The following is a 20,313-nucleotide window of genomic DNA, read 5'->3' on the forward strand; positions in this document are numbered from 1 at the left end:
CGCGCGAGCCCTCCGATGGCTGCACGACGCGCCGCTCGACGATTACGCACGACGCCTCTGCTGTTCCGCAACAGAACGTCAGTCAGCCATGGCAATAGCGCGGCTGCCCCGCCGCGCGCCGCGCCAACGGGCGACAGCAATTACCATTAGCCCAGCACCAATGAGAACAATCGAACTCGGTTCAGGAGTTGCGTGTCCGATCGTGAAATCATCAAGAACGACCGCCGAATTGGCGACTTGAAAGCCGTAGATATCGGCGCTGCCGCGCTCGATGCCGCGAAAGCCGCCGACGTTGACTCCTCCGGGAGTCGAGATGGGTGCCGACGTGTTGAGGTCGTACGATTCGAGGATCGAGCCATCAAACGCCAGGGCCGCGATCGTGACGTCCGGCCCTAGCCCCGCCGAGTAATTCACAAGCGCGCCGACTTCGCTGACGGGCGAAGTGAGGGTGAGCGTCATCGTTCCGCTCGGGGCGTTGAGCCCGACGTAACCCACGCGCCCGGTGTTCCAACTGCCGTTGGGCACGATGTTGTAGACCGAGTTGCCGATCACGGCGCCCCCTTGCACCGCGGAATTGGACGAAGCCCATTGGATGTCCAAGCCGACGAGTCCGCCGACTTGCACGGGGCCCGGACCGAACGAGAAGGGGGAAGAAAATTGACTGAAGTCGACGACCGTGGTCGAGGGACCGAATGTCCCGACGGAAGTGACCAGCGTGGCCTTGGCATAACTCGCCAAGACAAGGACCATCGACATGCCCCAAGCGCAGCGCAAAACGGTTAATCTCAAGTGCCGATCTCCAGGTGCCAACGCCCACTTAACCTCAGGCTTCAGTAGCCTAATCGCGGCTTCGGTCGCCGGCCAGCAAAAATATGAGAAGGGCACGGGTTGCATAAACATCGAGTGATCGATCTTTGACCAGCGGATCAGTAGTTCATTGTCATGAGCGCCCCTGCTTAGGGGTACGGTTCTCGACGTCCGTAGTACTCACTGTGTTTTCGTTTCAAGCTGAGCCAGCTGGCGGTGCGCCAGATGCAAGGCCAGGGGCAAGGCCCACTTGGCGATTCCTTCGCTATGCTGCGGAGTCGTTGTGTCGAGCTTTGCCACGAGCTTGGTCAACGATTCGAGCTGTTTGGCTTGCGCATCCCGATCGCCAACATCGCGGTAGGCGAGCGTGAGCATCGTTTCGGCCGTGAGTCGGCTAATGCGAATCTGATCGAGCCGGCGCGGCGCGGCGAGTTCGGCAAAGCCATGGATCGGTAGCGCCTTGGATAAGGTCGCGATTGCTTCGGCGGGCTGGCCCGCGCGATATTGCAATGACCCGTACAGGGTTTGGAACACCGGATTGCGCTGATCGGACGCCGCCAGACCCTGGGCGATGGCCAGTGCGCCCTGCAAGTCGGGCAAGGCTCTTTCGCCCGCCATGCAAGCCATGGCGATGGCGGCACGTTCGGGCAGGCCGTCGCTGGTGCCAAAGCGATTCAAGAAGTCAGCGCAAGTGGTCTGGTAGCCGACGGTATCGCCGGCAGCCAGTTGCACCATGGCGAGCTGGTAAAGCGTTTTCCAGGTCGGGCCACTGACCTCGAGCGCCCGCGCAAAGGGCTTCACCGCTTCCTGCCACTGACCGAGCATGGCCAGCGCATCGCCCAGGCCGTAGAAGACCTCGACCGTCGTATATCCGGCCGTGATCGCGGCGCCGTAATAGTCCCTGGCCAGTTTCCAGTTCCTCGTCGCCTCCTCTTTGTCGCCGGCTTCGTCCAAGAGGTTTCCCAGGTGCAGGTGCGCTCGGCCCACGCCCACCAGGTACAGCCCAACGCCTGGATGCTCGCGATCGAGTTCTTCGTAGATTTCCAGCGAGTGCCGATAGGAGGCTTCGGCCTCGGCGCGTTGGCCATTCAGCCGTTGCAGATAGGCGAGGTTGAAGTACTTGTGGCCCAGGTCGGCGCGATAGTCGGGGACACTTGGGTTTTCGCGTGCCAGCGCCTCGTAAATATCCACCGACCGCTTGAAGGAGGCCTCGGCGTCGGGCAGCCGATCCAGGTCGACTTGCACGACATACACGGCGTTGTAAGCGTTGGCTAGTTGCGCGCGGTACTCATTGATGGTCGGGTTGTCGCGCGCCAGTTTTTCATAGAGTTCGACGCTGCGCAGGTCGGCCGCTTCGGATTCCTTCAAGCGTCCGACGCGCCGCAGCAGCTCGCCCAGGAAGTAATAGACTCGGGCCACGCCCGCCTCATAGAGAGCAGTGCCCGGCGACGCTTGCAGCTGTGGTTCGTAGATCGATAGTGCCTGGCGCAGCGCGGCCTCGGATTCCGTGGTCCGATTGAGTGACGACAGCAATGACCCAAGGCTGGCCGAGACGTTGGCCGATTTGGTCACGTACTCGGTCGCATCGGGTTGCTCGCGGGCCAGTCGTTCGTAAATCGAGAGCGCTTGACGGTACGCTGCCTCGGCGCCGGCCAGATCGGGCGACCCGGCCAGCACTCTTCCGCGCCAGTGATAAGCCAGCGCTAATCCGCTTTGATAGTTGACATTGGCCGGCTCGCGATCGACCAGGCGCGTGTACAGGTCGATGGCCTTGTCGAACGAGGCCACCGCTTCTCCCGGTGCGCCGATCGCGTCGGTAATATTGCCAACCCGGATGTACGTGGCGGCGAGCTCGCCTTGCAGCGCCGGATCGTCTGCCTGCTCGCCGATGAATCGCTTGTAGTACGCAAGCGCCGAGTCGAGCAGCTCTTTGCGCAGCGGTTGCAGTCCGGGCACGTTCAGCAACTTGCTTTCGCTGACGGAGGTGAAGTAATCGTTTACCGCTTCACGAGCTTGCTCGAAATTCGCTTCGGCCACGGCGCGCTGTTTTTCGACTTCGCTGCGCTCGGCCTCGGCCAGCCGCTCGGCGCGCGTCGCGCGGACCGCTTGCCATGTGCTAACGATGATTCCGCCGATCAGTGCCAAGACGACGAACGACGCTGTAACGAGCGGCACGCGATTGCGACGCGCAAACTTCCGACAACGGTCGATCGTTGAAGGCGAATGAGCATCCACCGGCTCGTCGCGCAGATAGCGCTGGATGTCACGGGCCAGGCTGTTGGGGGTCTCGTAGCGCTTCGTGCGGTCCTTCTCCAGCGCCTTCAGCACGATCCAGTCGAGATCGCCACGCAGGACTTGCGCCAAGCGACCGGGCTCGACCTTGCGCTGCGCCGCGACCATGGTGCGGGTTTGTCCGAGCGTGTCGACGAAGGCGCTCGGTCTGGTGGCTTCCTCTTCGCAAATGATGCGGCGCACTTCGTCGTAAGAGGCCTCGCGAATCCGCTCGCGACTGAAGGGCGTCGTGCCGGTCAGCAGCTCGTACAGCAGCACGCCCAGGGAATAAATGTCGCTGCGCGTATCGACGTCGATGGCCGACAACTCGGCCTGTTCGGGGCTCATGTACAGCGGAGTCCCGATCATCTGCGCAAAGTTCGTAAAGAGCGTCTTGTCGGTGAGCTGCTGATTGGTCGCCTTGGCGACGCCAAAATCGATCACCTTGGGCACGGGCCGGCCGTCAAGCGAGGTCACCAGCACGTTGGAAGGCTTCAGATCACGATGAATGATCCCCTTTTGGTGCGCGTGCTGAACAGCGCTACAAACCTTGATGAACAGCTCGAGCCGATCGGGCACGGACAACTGCGCTTGATTGCAATACTCGGTAATGGGAACGCCGCGAACGAGTTCCATGACAAAGTACGGGCGGCCCGCCTCGGTCGCTCCGGCATCCAGGACGCGGGCGATGTTCGGATGGTCCATAAGGGCCAAGGCCTGTCGCTCGGCCTCGAAGCGGGCGATCACCTGCCGAGTATCCATGCCCGGCTTGACGATCTTCAGGGCGACGCGTCTGCGGACGGGGAATTGCTGGTCCGCCATGTAAACGACGCCCATGCCCCCTTCGCCGATCTCTTGCAAAAGCTTGTAAGGACCGATGATGGTCCGCTGGCCTTCGGACCCTGGGGCGACGGCCGCGGCGGTAACCTCGACGGCGGGGTGGTTGAGAAAATCGCCGGCGTTTTCCAGGGCGCGCACCAGCCCTTCGACCTCCGCACGCAGCGCGGCGTTACCGCCGCAAGCCTCGTTCAGGAAGGCTTCTCGGTCGGTGGCCGCGCTGATCTCGATCGCCCGGCCGAAAATGGATTTTGCGTCGGCAGCATGAGCCTTCATTGCGCGCGCCCCTCCGGAAAGGCCCGATAACTAGTCATGCGACGAGAACGACCACCGACTGCCAAGAATTTGGCAATTATTTTTTATCGCACGGTTCAATCCCGGGACCGGCCGAGCTTGCGGGCAAGCCAGGCGCGGGCGAAAGCCCAATCCCGGTACGCCGTCCGGCTGGAGATGCCCAAAAGCGTCGCCACCTCGTCCAACGTCAAAGCCGCGAAGAAATGGAGTTTTACAACCTCGGCTGCCTGATGATCGACCTGGTCCAACAGTTCCAACGACTCATGGACAGCCAACACATCGTCGTCGGGGTCTGTTACGGCCGGCTCGACATCGTCGGAAGCGATTCGCGCGAATTCTCCTCCATGCTTAATGCGGCCTTTGCGGCGGGCGCTCTCGACAAGAATTCGCCGCATAGCTTCCGCCGCGGCGGCATAGAAATGGCCCCGGCCATCCCACTGCCCCTGCCCCTCGGCTTCGGAGCCGCGGGGAACGAGCCGTAGATAGGCTTCATGGACAAGCGCCGTGGGATCGAGCGTCTGGCCGGGCTTTTCGGCCGCCAACTTGTGAGCTGCCAACCGCCGCAGCTCGGCGTAGACCAGGGGCAAAAGTTCTTCCGCCCCTTGTGGGTCACCGCGCTCGATCCGGGAAAGAATCTCGGTTACGTCGGCCATCGTCGGTCCATGATAGCGGGCTGAAAGCGCGGTGCCACCTACGCCAATTAATGCCCCAAAATGCCCCGGGTTCGCGGCCAGGAGGTGCGATTTTCTACTTCCCGTCCCTGGCAAGAGGGCCAGGCGAGGGTCTCGATTGTCGGCAGCGCACGTGCCATTCTTTATCCGGCACGTCGAACTGTGCCGATCGATTCTACCTCTCACCCTGCCCTCTACCCCCTCTACCCGAGGGAAGGGGGGGGCGACGTTGCCTGCTGCCACCAAGGAAAGCGGTGACGGAAGCGGTTATGTTACAGGATGGTTGGCGCTGTCGTTGGTTCAGGGCATTGCAGAAAGTTCCCGCTTCGTCGTACAGGAAATACGTACATTGATGGAAAAGCGAGGAAGCCCGATGAAGATGCGCCGCCGGGATTTTGTGCGCTTGGCCGGCTGTGGGGTCGCAACGCTCGTGGTGCGGCCTCTCGGGGCGCAAGCACCTGGCCAGGATGAATCTGCACCTGCTCCCCGGGTCGTGCTGACCTGGGGGGCCAATGGTCACGGCGAGGGTGAGTTTGACATACCGATCGCGGTCGCCGTGAATCAGAAACAGGAGATCCTGGTCACCGACTTTCGGCAGTCGAACGCCGAGGCCAGGTCGCGCGTGCAACGCTTCGATCGTGAAGGGAGATTTTTAGGGGCCTTCGAAACCGATCCCATGCCCGGCGGCCTGGCCCTGGACGAAGAGGGTCTGCTTTATGTATCGCACATGATGAAGCACAAAGTGGCCGTCTACGATCCGGCTGGCAAACTTGTCCGCGAATTCGGCAAGCAAGGAACAGGCCCCGGAGAGTTCGACCAGCCGGGCGGTATCGCCGTCGCGCGAGATGGATCGCTGTACATTGCCGACCAGGTAAACCGGCGCGTGCAGCGAGTTTCTCCGAAGGGCGAGCCGATCAGCGCCTGGGGCAAGTACGGCGTGGCGACCGGCGAGTTTGGCGGCAACTCATCGCCGAAAGGGCGTGGCGGCGGACCGCACTTTCTGGCCTTCGACAGTCAGGATGACCTGTATACGACCGAGGCTTCGGTCGGTCGCGTGCAAAAATTCAAGGCGGACGGCACGTTTCTGCTGGCCTGGGGAGACAACGAAGTGGGGCCTGGCCATTTCGGCGGCCACAAGTACATGCCGGGGCCATTGGCCGTCGCGGTCGACCACAAGGACCAGGTTTGGGTAAGCTCTACAAATCACTACATCCACCAGTTCACGCCGGAAGGGCGCTTTGTGTGCCGAGTGGGTGGCGAAGGGTCGGAATCGGGCCAATTTCGATTGCCGCATGGACTTGCCTTCGACGACGAGCATCACTTATACGTTGCCGATGCGCGGAACTCCCGGATACAAAAGCTGGCTGTTTGATGTGGTTTCCTGCCTTCACGGCCGCGGTTGAGTGGCAGGGCTTCTAACGGCACACGTCCGCGAGCGCCGACCCATCAGCTAAGCAAATCAAGAGTCGGAGAGACACAAAATCGTATGGGAAGAATTTTCGAGAAGCGTAAAGAGTCGATCTTCAAGACGGCGGCTCAGAAATCGAAGCTGTACGCCAAGTACGGCAAGCAACTGTACATGGCGGCCAAGAACGGCGTGCCCAACCCGGATGTGAATCCCGCCCTGCGGAGCATGGTGGAAAAGGCCAAGCGCGAGCAGGTCCCGAGCCATGTGATCGAAAAGGCGATCCAGAAAGCGGCCGGCGCGGGGGGCGAGGACTTCACGCCAGCGCGCTACGAAGGGTTTGGTCCCGGCGGCGCGCTGGTGATCGTCGATTGTCTGACCGACAACAATCAACGGACGATCTCCGAGGTTCGGAGTTGTTTCACGAAGACCGGCTCCAAGCTGGCGGCCAACGGCTCGGTCGTGATGTCGTTCGACCATTTGGCCGTTCTGTCGTTCAAGGGAGATAACGAAGACCAGGTGCTCGAGGCCATGTTCGCCGCGGATGTCGCCATCGACGAGGTCGAGAGCAAAGACGGCTACATTACGATCTTCGCGCCGCCGGCCGAGTTCTTCAAAGCCAAGACCGCCCTGCTCAATGCCTTCCCCAACGTCGAGCTGGAAACCCAGGAAATCACTTTCCTGCCGCAGACCACGAAAACGCTCAGCGACGAGGAACGGCCGCTGTTCGAGAAGTTTCTCGAGATGCTGAACGACTGTGACGACGTGCAGGACATTTACCACAACGTCGCGCTTTCCAGTTGACACGGGTCAGCATCGCGCACGTCCTCTTTAGTCGTTTCCGTCGCGGCGATGGTGCGCCGATTCGCTGCCCCTCGCAATCTCGACGGGGTGCGGCACCGAATTTGCCGCCTCTTGTTACTGCTGGTGCCCGGGTGGGCACCGCCGGCTTGACACCCGTCGCAAGTAACGGCTGAGAAGTCAGGGATCGATCGGGCCTGAATCCAGTCCGAGCAGGATGCGAGCGTATCGAGCAACCGCGAAAGAATTGAAAAGTGGGCAAGGGAGCGATCCGCAATGCCAACGACCATGTCCACGTCATTATCGAACGCGCAGGACGAACCATTTCTGACGCCGATTGAGCGGCCGGCCGGCTTGATCAAGAAGCTCGTCTATACCGCGATGCGGTGGCAATTCGGTAAGGTTCCGACGCCGATAAAGGTATTGCTTTCACGTCTGCCGACGGCGTTTGGCTTGTTTTCGGCCAGGATCAGCAAGCTCGACAGGAAGCTCTCTCTGCCGCGCGAAACGGTGATGTTGGTGCGCGAGCGCGTCGCCAGGCTGAACGTGTGCCTGTTCTGCATCGACATCGGTCGAGCGTTCGTCATCAAGGAGTCGATGAACGAGGCGAAGTTCGACGCCCTGGAAGACTATCGCACCAGCCCGTTGTTCTCGGAAGCCGAACGGGCGGCGCTAGACTACGTGACGGAATTGACCAGATTCAAGCACGTCGATCCGGGGACATTCGACCGGCTGGCCGATCACTTTTCGGAGCGCCAGATTTGCGAGATCGTGTGGCTCGTGGCCAGCGAGCACTACTACAATATTTCCAACATCGGCCTGAATATCCATTCCGATATGCTGTGCGACATCAACCGAAATAGGAAGTCGGTCCCGTCCCGAGCTCGCTGACGGCCTCTTGGCTGCACAAGGGTCGCTAGCCAACGCGATTCCATCGGCGCTTGACCTTCGCGACGATCGCGCGTCCTCTCGACTCGATATAATCAGGGACGACGCGGTCCAGGCTTTGACGGCACTTCTTGTGGATGGTTCTCGATGGACACCTCTGCTTTCCCAACGCTCAGCCAGGCGGAGCTCAGCCACGTCCAATCGCTGGGCGAGCCTTGTCATTTCGAAGACGGTCAGCCCGTCTTTCGGGCCGGCCAGCCCAATATCGATTTGTACGTCGTGGAGCTCGGCCAGATCGAAATCCAGAATCCCGCCGACCAGGATCGCATGGTCACGATGCACGGCCCCGGTCAGTTCTCGGGCGATATCGATCTGTTGACCGGCCGGCCCGTGATGGTCAGCGGCATCGCGCGAGGCGCGACGCGCGCCTGGAAGATTTCGAACAGCGAATTACGCGCCCTGCTGAATCGCGTGCCCAGTTTGGGCGAGAAGCTGATCGTGGCCTTTACCCGCCGGCGGGAGTTGCTGTCGCAGCTCAGTGCGTTTGGATTGCGCGTCGTCGGGCCGGGGTACTGTCGTGACACGAATACGGTGCGCGAGTTTCTCTATAAGAATTTCGTTCCGTTCACCTGGTTCGATAGCGAGACCGCTGCCGGACAAAACGAGCTGGCGAGGTTGGGCTCGCCAGGAAGGATGCCCGTCGTCGATTGCGGCGGCGGGCATGTCCTCGTCAATCCAACGCTGCACGAGCTGGCAAACGGCGCCGGGATTTGGCAGCCGTGTCCATCGCAGGAAGTCGACCTGGCGATTGTCGGCGCAGGGCCGGCCGGCATCACGGCGGCCGTTTACGGCTCGTCGGAAGGATTGTCGACCTTGATGCTCGATCGGCTCGGGCCGGGTGGGCAGGCGGGCGGCTCCTCGCGCATCGAAAACTTCATCGGCTTTCCCGCGGGGCTGAGCGGTGCAGACCTGGCCACGCGCGGTGTCTTGCAGATGCTCAAATTCGGCGCACGTATCGTGGCGCCGGTGAATGTACAGAAACTATCGACGGCGCCGCGCGATGGGCTGCACACCCTGCAACTGGATTGCGGCGCCGAGATCAAAAGCCGGGTGGTTTTGCTCGCCTTGGGCGTGCGCTGGCGACAACTGGAAGCATCGGGCGCCAAACGATTCCTGGGGGCCGGCATCTATTATGCCTGCACGACCGTCGAGGCGGACCTGTACGACAAAAGCGACGTCGCTGTCGTGGGCGCCGGCAATTCGGCCGGTCAGGCCGTGATGTTTTTGGCCGAATGTTGTCCCGATCGCACGGTGCATCATGTGGTGCGGAGCAAGCTGGGGCCTTCGATGTCTGAATACCTGACGCACAGGATTCGGGCGGCGAAGAACGTCGTGGTTCACGAGGACACCGAGATCGAGGCGATCGAGGGGGATCGTCGCATCGAGAAGATCCTGGTCAGGACGAAGGCCACGCAGTCGAAAGCGTGGCTTCCCTGCTCGGCCGTTTTTGTATTCATCGGCGCCGAACCGTCGACCGGGTGGCTTCCTCAGGAGATCGCCCGCGATGAGAACGGTTTTTTGCTGACCGGTACCGACGCCCTTCGCTCAGGCCAATGGCCGCGTACGGATCGGGATCCTTGTCCGTTGGAGACCTCGGTTCCGGGCATCTTGGCCGCGGGGGATGTTCGCTCGGGCTCGGTCAAACGAGTCGGCTTCGCCGTCGGCGACGGTTCCCTGGCCGTCACCTGCGCGCACCGGTTGTTGTCGATCGATCGGTAGAGGATGTGGGGTTCTCGTTCGTCCGCGTGCTTTCGCCGTCCACCCCGCTCGGCCAATCGCGCGGCTCTATTCCCGCGAACCACCGCGCCGCGTAGGATGATTTGCGACATTTGCCCATCGGGGTGGCCGCCAGGCCGGCGCGCCCGAATTTCGGAGTTCCTTCCGAGATCGCCGCGTGCTCTTGTTTGGGAGTAATTCCACCTATGACTACTCAGTCGATCGCTTCTGCTGATCCGGCCGCTCGCCCGAACCCTCTGCGTGTATGGCCGGCGGTGCTACTGCTGGTATTACTGGTGGTGGCGAGAGTCTCGCCCTATCTGGCCCAAGAGATGTCGTTCGGCCTGTTTATGTTCGCCGTGAATACTCCGTTGGTCGCCGGTTTGGGAATTCTCTTGTGGTGGATGTTCGGCAGCCGCGCGACAGGGCGCGAACGCTGGTTCGGTCCGCTGGCCGTGGTGGCGATCGGCGCTCTGTGCTATTTCCTCCTGGATCCATCGCTCAAGGGGATGGGATTCTTCTTCTATATCGTGCCGACCGGAATGGCGGCACTCAGTCTGACGCTGATCTGCCTCGGCCGGCTGCGGTCGGATGTTCGCCTGTGGGGTGCGCTGGCGGCGGCGCTCGTCGGATTCATGGGCTGGGACCTGGTACGCAGCGAAGGCATCTGGGGTGATTTCAAAACGACGCTTGCATGGCGCTGGAAGCCGACGGCCGAAGAGCTATTCTTGGCGAGCTTGGATAAGGAGGGCGCGTCAGCAGCTCCAACAGCGGAGGGAGCCGTCTCGAGTGAGGATGCGGCAACTCCGACCTGGTCCGAGTTCCGCGGCCCCCAGCGCGATAGCGTCGTACACGGTGCGGCAATCGACACGGATTGGAAGAACCATCCTCCCAAGGAGCTTTGGCGCCGCAAGGTCGGTCCGTCCTGGTCGAGCTTTGCCGTGGCCGGTCACTCGATTTTTACGCAGGAGCAGCGCGGCGATGCCGAAGCCGTCGTTTGCTATGACGCCGACACGGGCAACGAGCGGTGGATTCACACGTCGCCAGCCCGCTTCTGGGAATCTGTCGCCGGGGCCGGGCCACGGGCCACGCCCACGCTGAAGGATGGCAAACTGTTCGCCGTCGGGGCGACAGGATTAGTTCATTGTCTCAATCCCGCGAATGGCGCCGTGATCTGGGAGCGCGATCTCACGAAGGATGCAGCGCGCGAGCCGTTGACGTGGGGATTCTCGTCTTCGCCGCTGGTCGTTGGGGATGTGGTGGTCGTGTACGCAGGCGGAGCCGACGACAAGGGCGTGTTCGCCTACGACATCGCCTCGGGCGAGCCGCGATGGAGCGTTCCGGCCGGCGACCATAGTTACAGTTCGCCCCACCGCGCGAACATCGCGGGGCGCGATGTCGTGCTGATGCTGACCAACACCGGGCTCACGGCCATCGATCCCGTCGACGGTAAGAAAGCGTGGGACTACGAGTGGAAGTACGAAGGCTATCGAACCTTGCAACCACTCGTGGTCGATGGCTCGGGCATCCTGCTCGGCACGGGCATGGGCACCGGCACGCGGCGCGTGGACGTAAGCCTGGCCTCTGGAACCCCAGAGATCAGCGATCGCTGGACATCGCTGGAAATGAAGCCCGACTTCAACGACTACGTCGCCCATAAGGGTTTCTTGTACGGCTTCGATCATAATTTCTTTTCGTGCGTTGACCTGGAGACGGGCAAACGCACCTGGAAAAAGCGCGGCTACGGCAACGGGCAAGTTCTGCTGCTGCCGGACGCCGATCAACTGCTGGTGCTCAGCGAAAGCGGCGACGTCGCCGTGCTCAGCGCAGATTCCAAGAACTCGCAAGAGCTCGCCCGGACCAAGGTGCTGGACAACAAAACCTGGAACCATCCCGTGCTGGTGGGCGATCGGCTGTACGTCCGCAACGGCGAAGAAGCGGTTTGCCTGCAACTGCCGCTGCTCGCGACCGCGACGAGCACGACAGCGATCGATAGCCCATAGGCGCGAATGATCGATGCGATTGTTGCGCGTCGATCTGGGAATGCCGGCGCCCTATTTTCGCTGGCGGCTGTGCTGCGCCACGGCCCAGCGACGGAGCTCTCCGAACAGTCGTGCGAGGGCCGCGGGCTGGTAGTGGGCGTTGAGGCCGCTGGGGTTGGGCAGGACCCAGGCGTGGCTGCCGCCGAAGGGAGCCTTTTGCAGTCCCACCCCGGCTTCCTTGTTGCCCGACAGGATGCGGTAAGGACCAAGGCCGACGAAGGCGACGACGGTGGGGCGCCAGCGTTTGACTTTGGCCTGGAGCCGCTTGCCGCCGGCACGTAGTTCGTCGTCGGCAAGCTCATCGGCGCGGGCGGTGGCGCGTTCGACGACGTTGGTGATGCCATATTTGAGCTCCAGAAGCAAGGACTCTTCGAAGGGGGAGAAGAGGCGCGGCGTGAAGCCGCCGCCGTACAGGGCCGGCCAAAAACGGTTGCCGGGACGGCCGAAATGGTGACCAATCGCTGCCGTGTACAGGCCGGGGTTGATGCCTACGAAGAGGACAACGAGGTCTTTCGCGACGAGGTCCGGGACGAACTTGTCGCGGGCCGCGAGGATCTGGCTTTTGGTAGGTTTCCAAGGGGTGGGCAATGGACGATTCATCGGGCGGCCAACCTTATCGCAGCGCGCACGCTCTCGCAAATGATTACAATAATCGCACACCGAAAGGGCTGAGCGATCCACCTCAACGCCGAGTGAAATAAGATTATGCGCACCACACTATTGCTCGCCCTTGTTTGTTGTCTCTCGGGAGCCGCGATCGCCGCCGACTTCGAGCAGGAGAAGCTTCAGAATTGGCACCAGTGGCGCGGTCCCCTGGCGAATGGTTTTGCGCCAGACGCCGACCCGCCCACGACCTGGGGTCCCGACTCGAACGTCCGCTGGAAGACGGCCGTTGCCGGCCAGGGTGAATCGACGCCCATCGTGTGGCAGAACCGCATCTTTCTCACCACCGCGATTAAAACCGATCGCGAAGAAGAGAAGCCGCCCGCCGAAACGGCCGAAGCACCCGGCGGCAATCCCTTTCGCATTGAGCGGCCCACGCACTATTACCAGTTCGTGGTGCAATGCTATGACCGTGGGGCCGGCAATCTGCTGTGGCAAAAAATCGTCGTCGAGGCCGTGCCTCACGAAGGACATCATCTGGACCACGGCTACGCGTCGCCTTCTCCGACAACCGACGGCCAGTTCGTTTACGCCTCGTTCGGCTCGCGCGGCCTCTACTGCTTTGACATGGACGGCAATCTGCAGTGGGAGCGCGATCTCGGCGACCTGAGAGTGTACCGTTTTTTTGGCGAAGCCACTTCGCCGGTGCTCTCGGGCGACACGCTGCTGGTGAACTGGGACCATGAAGGCGATTCGTTTCTCTATGCTCTCGACGCCCACACCGGCAAGACTCGTTGGCAAGCGCCGCGCGAGCTGGGTACATCGTGGTCGACGCCGCTGGTGGTCGACTATGACGGCCGCAAGCAGATCGTCGTTAACTCGAACAAGAAGGCGCGCGGTTACGATTTCGCAACTGGCGACGTTCTCTGGGAGTGCGGCGGGCAGACGCGGGCGATCATCCCCTGTCCTGTCGCGTACGACGGCAAAGTGTTCCTGATGAGCGGCTATCCGGAAAGCGCGCTCTTCGCCGTGCCGCTGGATGCGAAAGGGGACATCACGGGCACGGACAAGATTGCCTGGTCTCGAACTAGCGACACACCGTATTGCCCATCACCGGTTCTGGTTGACGGGAATCTTTATTTCAACAAGTCGAATGGCACCGTCCTGACGTGTCTTGAAGCGAAGACAGGCAAGCCGCTGATCGAAAAGAAACGCATGCCGGATCTCCGCGCCGTGTACGCGTCGCCCGTGGCCGCGCGGGACCGGATCTATTTCACAGACCGTGACGGCACCACCCTGGTGCTGGCCGCCGGACCGGAAATGAAAGTCCTGGCCACGAATAAGCTCGACGCACCGATCGACGCCTCGGCGGCCCTGGTTGGTAAAGAGATCATTCTGCGCAGCAAGACGCACCTGTATTGCATTGGCGAATGAGCGCGGGTTCGTGGGCGTGGCGGTTTCCCTCGACGAGAAGGAAGTGGTGCAGCCGCCGCGCGACATGGAACGGATTCGCACTCACTGTGCTGGTCATCATTGCCGTGGTCGTATTCCTGGTGATTGGCAAGGCCGTATCAGCTTCGGCGGCGGATCGTCAGGTGGTGAAGCTCGAGGAGGGGGAAGCGACGCTCGACTTTGAGCTGACGCCGAATGCAAAATGAAGTCGCGATCACAATACCATTCGGGGACCTGGCCTGGCCACCTTGTTTGGAGCCGTGGACTATTTGGGCACTTCACATGCTCGAAGCCACCTCTTGTAACTTCGCGATCTCAGCCGGCGGACAATCGATCGATGGTGCCTTTAGCCCGACCGGATTCTTCTTGAGCAGCGAAGCCAGAAACACGCACGCGGCCAGGTAGGTGCCGGCGAGTGTTGGGTGGCTCTGGTCGCGGTCATAAAGATTTGGCGTTTCGTGCCTGGCTCGATACTGCTGCCAGGCAACTCCGACAGGCACCACGATGGCCCCCAGCTCCTTTCCGACCGAGTTGTAAGCGTCGGTGATTGCTTGCTGGGCATCGGGCATGTTTTGCCGCGCCCAGGTCATGTAAAGCACCGTCTTCGAGCTGGCCCGCTTGACACAATCGTCGAACAGACGCACGTTCTCGGCCATTCTCTTGGCATTTTTGACCGGCAGCGTACTTTGCTCCTGCAAGACGACGTAATCAAAGCCACCGGTCTCGATCGCCTTCGCGGCTCGGCCGGCATTCCAATGCGTCCTCAGGGACGCTCCGCCTGCGCTGATCAGATCGTATCCAACGTGCAAACCTCGCGCTGCGGCCATTTCCGCGAGAAGCCCAGGCAAGTTATTGCGCTGCGTAAAGCTATTGCCAATGAACAGCATTTCGATCGACGATGGCTGCTTGGGCCTGGCCATGAGTTGCTTCGACCTCTTGGCAATCACGTTTCGCCATACGTCAATCCACCGCGCAACGTGGTACAATGCCGGTCGCGATTCCTGACGTTCTTGTGATCACAACTAACGTCAGGTCGCGAGCATTGCAATATGTTTCAAGGAGCACTGGGCATGGCTCTGCGACTTCGTTTGGGGACCTCGCTGGCGCTGCTCGCGGTCATCGCTCTTCTGTCGAGCGGTCCGGTAATTGCCGACGAGCCGCCGTCGGCTGATGACACGGCGATTAATATCCCGCGGCCTGACGAGCATGATCTCGTCGTAGACCTGGCCCACTTGCTCAAAGCGACCGACGAGCGAGAAATCCAAGAGATCACTGCTCGCCTGGTCGCCGACAAGGCTATACCGATCGTGGTCGTGACGATCGAATCGATGAAGGCCCACAGCCCTTTCAATCTGCGGATCGAGACGTTTGCGAATCTGTTGTTCGATCAATGGCAGATCGGCGCCGCCGAAATCGACGGGCAGGAGTGGAATCGCGGCATCCTGCTTTTGGTCTCCAAGGGGGATCGCAAGGCGCGCATCGAACTCGGCGGCGGCTGGCGGCGCGATCAGGATCGCGAGTGCCAACGCATTATGCAGGACAAGATCGTTCCGCATTTCAAACGGAACGACTACTCGGGCGGGATCCTGGCCGGAGTCAAGGCGCTCGACGCTTTAGCGCGCGACCAGACAAAGCCGCGAGCCGCCGCCGCTCCCGGCGGGCTGCCCGGAGGCACGCCTCCGGCGCTCGTGCCGCCATCAAACACGCCCCAGCAGCCCGCTCCTCAGGGTGCCGCGGCGCACGTCAACCGACCGATGCCACAGCTCCCGCAGCAGTTCCCGCGCGCGTGGCCCCACCCGGCGGTGCAGCCGCCGCGCGCCTCGAACGGATTCGCACTCGCTGTCCTGGTCATCATTGGGGTCGTCGTGTTCCTGGTGATTGGCAAAGCCGTGTCGGCCGCGTCTGGGATGACCGGCGCGCGCCGCCGGGGCTTCGGCGCGCGGCACGTCACTAACGATTCCTGGTGGGGTGGCCCGTTCGGCTGGCAGAATTGGGCGCTTTACGAGATGTCGCGCCAGAACTGGCAGCAAAATAACAGCATCACGCACCATTCCACGTCGCATTTTTCGGATAGCGCGATGTCGCACGGCGGCGGCTTCTCGTCGAGCCCGCCCATGGACACGTCCTCCTCGTCGTCGAGCAGCTTCGGCGGTGGATCGTCGGGGGGCGGCGGCGCCACCGGTTCTTGGTAGATCAGCACCTGCTCGCAATTCTGAATGAAAAGTCCGCCGATGCAGCGCCCCAGTCAGCGATTCAGTGCGAATGATCGTCGCCAGGTGGCCGAGGCCGTAGCGGCCGCCGAGTTGCAAACATCAGCCGAGATCGTGCCGGTGATCGCCGCCGCCAGTGGCCGGTACGATCGAGCCGAGGATCTCGTAGGCTTGTGGACGGCGGTCATCGCGCTTGTTTGCCTGGCGACGGTATGGAACGTCGAGTTCCCGGATCCCGACGGCTGGGACGAGCCGTCGCGCTTCGTGCAAACGCTGGCCCTGGCCGCGGCGGTGGTGATTGGTTTTTTCGCCGGCGCGGCCGTGGCGACGCGCGTCGACCGATTGCGGCGCTTGTTTGTCTCGCGCGTTGAGCGTCGCGAGGAGACCTGGGCCCGGGCCGTACAGGTTTTTCACGATCGACGTATCGGCCGCACCGCGACACGGTCAGGATTACTGATTTATGTATCGCTCTTCGAGCGCACCGCGGCGATCGTTGCCGACGAAGCCATTTTGCAGCGGGTCGGTCAGCCGGCACTTGACGAGCTTTGCCGACAGCTCGTCGAGCGGATCAAACAAGATCAACCCGTCGCCGCGCTTTCGGCGACCATAGCCGCGGCAGGCGCTACCCTGGCTGCGCTTTTTCCGCCCACCGCGCCCCGCACGAACGAGCTGAGCGACGCGCTGGTCTTGCTCGATTGAGCTGAAGCCGCGGGTGGTCGAGGAATTTGCGTTCGCCCGCGAGAGGAATTTTGCAGCTTCACTGTCCTCGGATTTGCGGTCAACTCAAGGGCGCGCCGGCGAGCCGTTTGCCGACTTCCCACACCGGACCGGGAAATCGGTGGCAAGCGCCCATCACCTGACCCAACGACTGAACCAGATGCTCGACGTCCTCGCGATTGATCACCAGGGTCGGCAGCAGCTTGATGACGTCCATGTGATGGCCGGCCACCTGGGCCAGAATACGGTGATCCCTGAACAGCGGGATCAGCATCGCCTGGCAGAAGAGGCTTTCGTCGAGTTTGTGCAACAGGTTCCATCCCATCTTCAGCACGAGGCTGGCCGGAGGGCGAAACTGGATGCCGATCATCAGTCCCCGGCCGCGAACCTCCTCGAACATTTCGTACTGCTGTCCGATCTCTCGAAGGCCGCGCGCCAATAAATCGCCCATGGTCGCCGCATTCTCCACGAGCTTCTCCTCGCGCAGAACCTCGAGCGTGGCCAGTCCTGCCGCCATGGCCAGATCGTTCTCCATGAACGTCGAGGAGTGGACGAAGCAGCGATCCAGGCTGGAGAAGACTTTCTCGTGGATCCAGCGTTTGGAGAGGACCGCGCCGACGGGAACGTATCCTCCCGAGAGCGCTTTGGCCGTGATCAGAATGTCTGGCGAAACATTCCAATGCTCGCAGGCGAACATTTTGCCTGTGCGGCCCAAACCGGTCTGGACTTCATCGGCGATGAACAAGGCGCGATGCTTGCGACAGAGCGCCGCGGCGTCGGCCAGATAGGTATCGCTGGGCGTGTAGACCCCTTCGCCCTGGATCGGCTCGACGAGGAAGCCCGCGACATCCTCGCGCGACAGCTCGCGTTCCAGCGACTCGAGATCGTCGAAGGGCACGCTTGACACGGGCTCCAAAAAGGGACCGAATCCCTGCTTGAATTCCTCATGGCCATTCACGGATAGAGAGCCGAGCGTCAGGCCGTGAAACGATCTTTCGCAATGCACGATGCGCGGCCTGCCCGTCGCGGCGCGGGCGTACTTGATGGCTGTCTCGACCCCCTCGGTGCCGCTGTTGGTGAAGAAGACCATCTCCAACTCGCCAGGCGCGACGCGGATCAATTCGCGTGCCAGCAATCCCGACAAGGCCGCGACGCCCATGACGACGAGGTTGGGCAGATCGAGGTCCATCGCTTGCCGGAGACAATCGTGGATCGTGGGATGGTTGCGACCGCAGGCAAACGTGCCAAAGCCCGATATGCAGTCGAGATACCGGTTACCGGCATCGTCGAAGAGATAAGCGCCTGTGCCACGCGCATAGCGCTTCGTATAACCGAGTAGTCCCAATATCTTGCTGAGGGCCGGATTGACTCGTTCTTCCGCCAGGCTTACCAGTTCGTCGCGCTCGGCCGCGAGCAACGATTTCAGATCCATGACTTGGCCTTTCTGCCAACCGAGCCTGAACCAAGCCTGAACCTTGACCTGTCAACCAAAGCGCGCAAAAAACGCGTCTGGAACCCGGCGCATCTTACGCCCGTTCCAGAAGGTCGACAATATAAAGATGATTCGCGCAAAGGCATGACGCTTTGACACCAGCTATCAGCAGTCAGCAATTTGGCGGGTTGGTTGCGAGCGTCATATGCGCACGAGTAAAAAGGCAAGAATCTTTTGTTTGCTCAACCACGGTCCGGATCGTTGGTCGGACCGGAATCGGAGTATCGCGGCTATGTCTCGAGGGGCGTCACGCGCGGCAGCGGTTTTTCCCGCCGGCTCGAACGGCGAGTTCAATTTGCCGGCGGAGCTTGCGATTGTCATTCGCCGCGGAACCGGCTGCGAGCTGTGGGATGATCAGGAGCGCCACTTCCATGATTTCTCCATGGGTTGGGGGTCGGCGCTGGTGGGACATGCCCGGCCCGAAGTGGTCGAAGCCGTAAAGCAGCGCGCCCCGCTGGGCGCGAACTTTGCCTACGTGACCGAAGAATCGTTGCTCTTGGCCGAAGAGCTGGTGCGGCTGAGTCCAGCTTGCGACGCCGTGCGCTTCTGCGCTTCGGGAACCGAGGCGACGATGTATTGCCAGCGGCTGGCACGGGCCTTTACGAACCGCGCGGCGATACTCAAATTCGAAGGGGCGTACCACGGCGCCAACGAAGTCGGCGTGACCAGCCTGTTTCCGAGCGCAGCACCCAAGTTTCCGCATCCCGATCCGAGCAGCGCCGGCATTGCGCCCTTGGTGGCCGACAGCGTGCTGGTGGCGCCCTTTAACGATCTGGAACGAACCGCGGAGATCGTCACTGAATCGGCGGATCGTCTGGCGGCCATCATCGTCGAGCCGCTGCAGCGCTGCGTTCCGCCCTTGCCCGGATTTCTCGCAGGGTTACGGCAACTGTGCGACCGGCATGGGATGCTGCTGATCTTCGACGAAGTCGTTACCGGTTTTCGCCTGGCCTATGGCGGTGCGCAGGAGTATTACGGCGTCGTGCCCGACCTGGTGGCGTACGGCAAGGCGCTTGGAGGCGGTTACCCGATCGGCGCGTTCGGCGGGCGACGGGAGATCATGGATCTCGTGCGCGAGGATCGCCTGGGGCGCGACGGCTACGTGTGGATGGCATCGACGCTGGGCGGAAATCCGATTTCCACCGCCGCCGCGCGCGCGGCGCTATCCGTGCTGCGGCAAGAGGGAGTTTATCCGCGACTGCACGCGCTGGGTCGATACCTTCGCGAGCAGATGCAAGCGGTCCTCCGATCGAACGGCATCGAGGCTCAAATAATTGGCGACGGGCCGTTGGCACAAGTCGTGTTCTCGAGCGAGCCCGTCGTCGATTACCGCACTTCGCAACAGGGGGACAAGGCGCGCGGGCGGGCCGTGATGCTCGAGCTTTTTCGCCAAGGAATCTTTCTTAACCCGATGGGCACCAAATTGTACCTGTCGCTGGCGCACGACGAGCGGATTTGCGACCTTTTCTGCGAACGATTCGATGCGGCGCTGGTTGCTACGAGATGACTATCACGTGGGCTTGTGGTCATCAGGCCAGCGAATCGATGTTCGGGAGTCCGACGAGATGGCTACGTCGCGGTTGATACGACTTGGCGGGTTGTCGGCCATCGTCGCGGGCCTGCTGCGCGGCGGGTCGTCGTTCTTGCCGTTTGGCGAACCGACAGACGCCCAGGAACTGCTGTACCTCGTCATCGATCTATCGATTCTGTTTGGACTGCTGGGTATTTACGCGTACCAGAGTGCCGAGGCGGGACGTGTCGGTTTTATCGGCTTCGTTCTTGCGCTTGTCGGCACTGCAATGATCACCGGGCCCGACGGCACTTTGGGCGGCGTTTCCGAATATGTCGCAGGCGCGCTAATGATCTCGGTGGGCCTGGTGTTCCTGGCCATTGGGACGTGGCGCGCCGCGAAGCTGCCGCGCTACGTGCCGGTGCTGTGGGTAATTTCGACGGTCGTCGGCGTCGCCGGATTCCTGCTCGGCGGACAACCTTTCCTGCTGATGCTTGCCGGCCTGGCGTTTGGCGCGGCGTTCATCGGTGCCGGAAT

At 61.8% G+C, this 20,313-nt stretch carries 17 protein-coding genes; 11 read left to right on the forward strand and 6 right to left on the reverse strand.

Features of this window, described 5'->3' with window-relative positions:
- Positions 1–78: 78 nt before the first annotated feature.
- The 3 genes from VHD36_10225 to VHD36_10235 form a co-directional block, all read right to left on the reverse strand.
- Positions 79–789: a PEP-CTERM sorting domain-containing protein gene (locus tag VHD36_10225; protein ID HVU87687.1), complete on the reverse strand. Its 711-nt coding sequence runs from the start codon at positions 787–789 to the stop codon at positions 79–81.
- A gap of 198 nt (positions 790–987) precedes the next feature.
- Entirely contained in the window at positions 988–4,191 is a 3,204-nt protein-coding gene (locus VHD36_10230; protein HVU87688.1) for a protein kinase, read from the reverse strand.
- A 95-nt stretch (positions 4,192–4,286) separates the two neighbouring features.
- Positions 4,287–4,862 carry an ECF-type sigma factor gene (locus VHD36_10235; GenBank protein HVU87689.1) on the reverse strand — a complete coding sequence of 192 codons (576 nt, stop codon included), beginning with the start codon at positions 4,860–4,862 and terminating at the stop codon, positions 4,287–4,289.
- A 391-nt stretch (positions 4,863–5,253) separates the two neighbouring features.
- Here VHD36_10235 and VHD36_10240 point away from each other — a divergent pair, with 391 nt between their 5' ends.
- The 5 genes from VHD36_10240 to VHD36_10260 all read left to right on the forward strand — a co-directional run bounded on the left by VHD36_10240 (position 5,254) and on the right by VHD36_10260 (position 11,753).
- The gene (locus VHD36_10240; protein ID HVU87690.1) at positions 5,254–6,252 is read left to right on the forward strand and encodes a 6-bladed beta-propeller; all 999 of its coding nucleotides are present in this window, start codon (positions 5,254–5,256) and stop codon (positions 6,250–6,252) included.
- A 114-nt stretch (positions 6,253–6,366) separates the two neighbouring features.
- Positions 6,367–7,089, forward strand: coding sequence for a YebC/PmpR family DNA-binding transcriptional regulator (locus VHD36_10245; GenBank protein HVU87691.1), 723 nt, complete (start codon positions 6,367–6,369; stop codon positions 7,087–7,089).
- 273 nt (positions 7,090–7,362) lie between these two features.
- Entirely contained in the window at positions 7,363–7,977 is a 615-nt protein-coding gene (locus tag VHD36_10250) for a carboxymuconolactone decarboxylase family protein (GenBank protein HVU87692.1), read from the forward strand.
- 144 nt (positions 7,978–8,121) lie between these two features.
- Positions 8,122–9,753 carry an FAD-dependent oxidoreductase gene (locus tag VHD36_10255; protein HVU87693.1) on the forward strand — a complete coding sequence of 544 codons (1,632 nt, stop codon included), beginning with the start codon at positions 8,122–8,124 and terminating at the stop codon, positions 9,751–9,753.
- Between the two features lie 203 nt (positions 9,754–9,956).
- Positions 9,957–11,753 carry a PQQ-binding-like beta-propeller repeat protein gene (locus VHD36_10260; protein ID HVU87694.1) on the forward strand — a complete coding sequence of 599 codons (1,797 nt, stop codon included), beginning with the start codon at positions 9,957–9,959 and terminating at the stop codon, positions 11,751–11,753.
- A gap of 51 nt (positions 11,754–11,804) precedes the next feature.
- Here the strand turns inward: VHD36_10260 and VHD36_10265 are convergent, their stop codons facing one another.
- Positions 11,805–12,392 (reverse strand): mismatch-specific DNA-glycosylase, encoded by a 588-nt coding sequence (locus tag VHD36_10265; GenBank protein ID HVU87695.1) that lies wholly within the window; start codon positions 12,390–12,392, stop codon positions 11,805–11,807.
- Between the two features lie 105 nt (positions 12,393–12,497).
- Here VHD36_10265 and VHD36_10270 point away from each other — a divergent pair, with 105 nt between their 5' ends.
- On the forward strand, positions 12,498–13,829 hold the full coding sequence (locus VHD36_10270) for a PQQ-binding-like beta-propeller repeat protein (protein ID HVU87696.1): 1,332 nt from the start codon (positions 12,498–12,500) through the stop codon (positions 13,827–13,829).
- A gap of 86 nt (positions 13,830–13,915) precedes the next feature.
- Positions 13,916–14,053, forward strand: coding sequence for a hypothetical protein (locus VHD36_10275; protein ID HVU87697.1), 138 nt, complete (start codon positions 13,916–13,918; stop codon positions 14,051–14,053).
- 72 nt (positions 14,054–14,125) lie between these two features.
- Here VHD36_10275 and VHD36_10280 read toward each other — a convergent pair whose 3' ends face one another.
- Positions 14,126–14,767, reverse strand: a complete 642-nt coding sequence (locus VHD36_10280) for a DUF4886 domain-containing protein (protein HVU87698.1) — start codon at positions 14,765–14,767, stop codon at positions 14,126–14,128.
- Between the two features lie 150 nt (positions 14,768–14,917).
- On the opposite strand from VHD36_10280, the gene VHD36_10285 reads away from it, so the two are divergent.
- Both VHD36_10285 and VHD36_10290 read left to right on the forward strand, forming a co-directional pair.
- Positions 14,918–16,039, forward strand: a complete 1,122-nt coding sequence (locus VHD36_10285) for a TPM domain-containing protein (protein ID HVU87699.1) — start codon at positions 14,918–14,920, stop codon at positions 16,037–16,039.
- 39 nt (positions 16,040–16,078) lie between these two features.
- Positions 16,079–16,756: a hypothetical protein gene (locus VHD36_10290; GenBank protein HVU87700.1), complete on the forward strand. Its 678-nt coding sequence runs from the start codon at positions 16,079–16,081 to the stop codon at positions 16,754–16,756.
- A 79-nt stretch (positions 16,757–16,835) separates the two neighbouring features.
- On the opposite strand, the gene VHD36_10295 is transcribed toward VHD36_10290, so the two are convergent.
- Positions 16,836–18,206 (reverse strand): aspartate aminotransferase family protein, encoded by a 1,371-nt coding sequence (locus VHD36_10295; GenBank protein HVU87701.1) that lies wholly within the window; start codon positions 18,204–18,206, stop codon positions 16,836–16,838.
- A gap of 292 nt (positions 18,207–18,498) precedes the next feature.
- Here VHD36_10295 and VHD36_10300 point away from each other — a divergent pair, with 292 nt between their 5' ends.
- Both VHD36_10300 and VHD36_10305 read left to right on the forward strand, forming a co-directional pair.
- Positions 18,499–19,773, forward strand: coding sequence for an aminotransferase class III-fold pyridoxal phosphate-dependent enzyme (locus tag VHD36_10300; protein ID HVU87702.1), 1,275 nt, complete (start codon positions 18,499–18,501; stop codon positions 19,771–19,773).
- A gap of 58 nt (positions 19,774–19,831) precedes the next feature.
- Positions 19,832–20,313: hypothetical protein (locus tag VHD36_10305; protein ID HVU87703.1), on the forward strand; the 482-nt coding region annotated here is incomplete at its 3' end.

The organism is Pirellulales bacterium (genome assembly GCA_035546535.1).
Lineage (GTDB): Bacteria > Planctomycetota > Planctomycetia > Pirellulales > JACPPG01 > JACPPG01.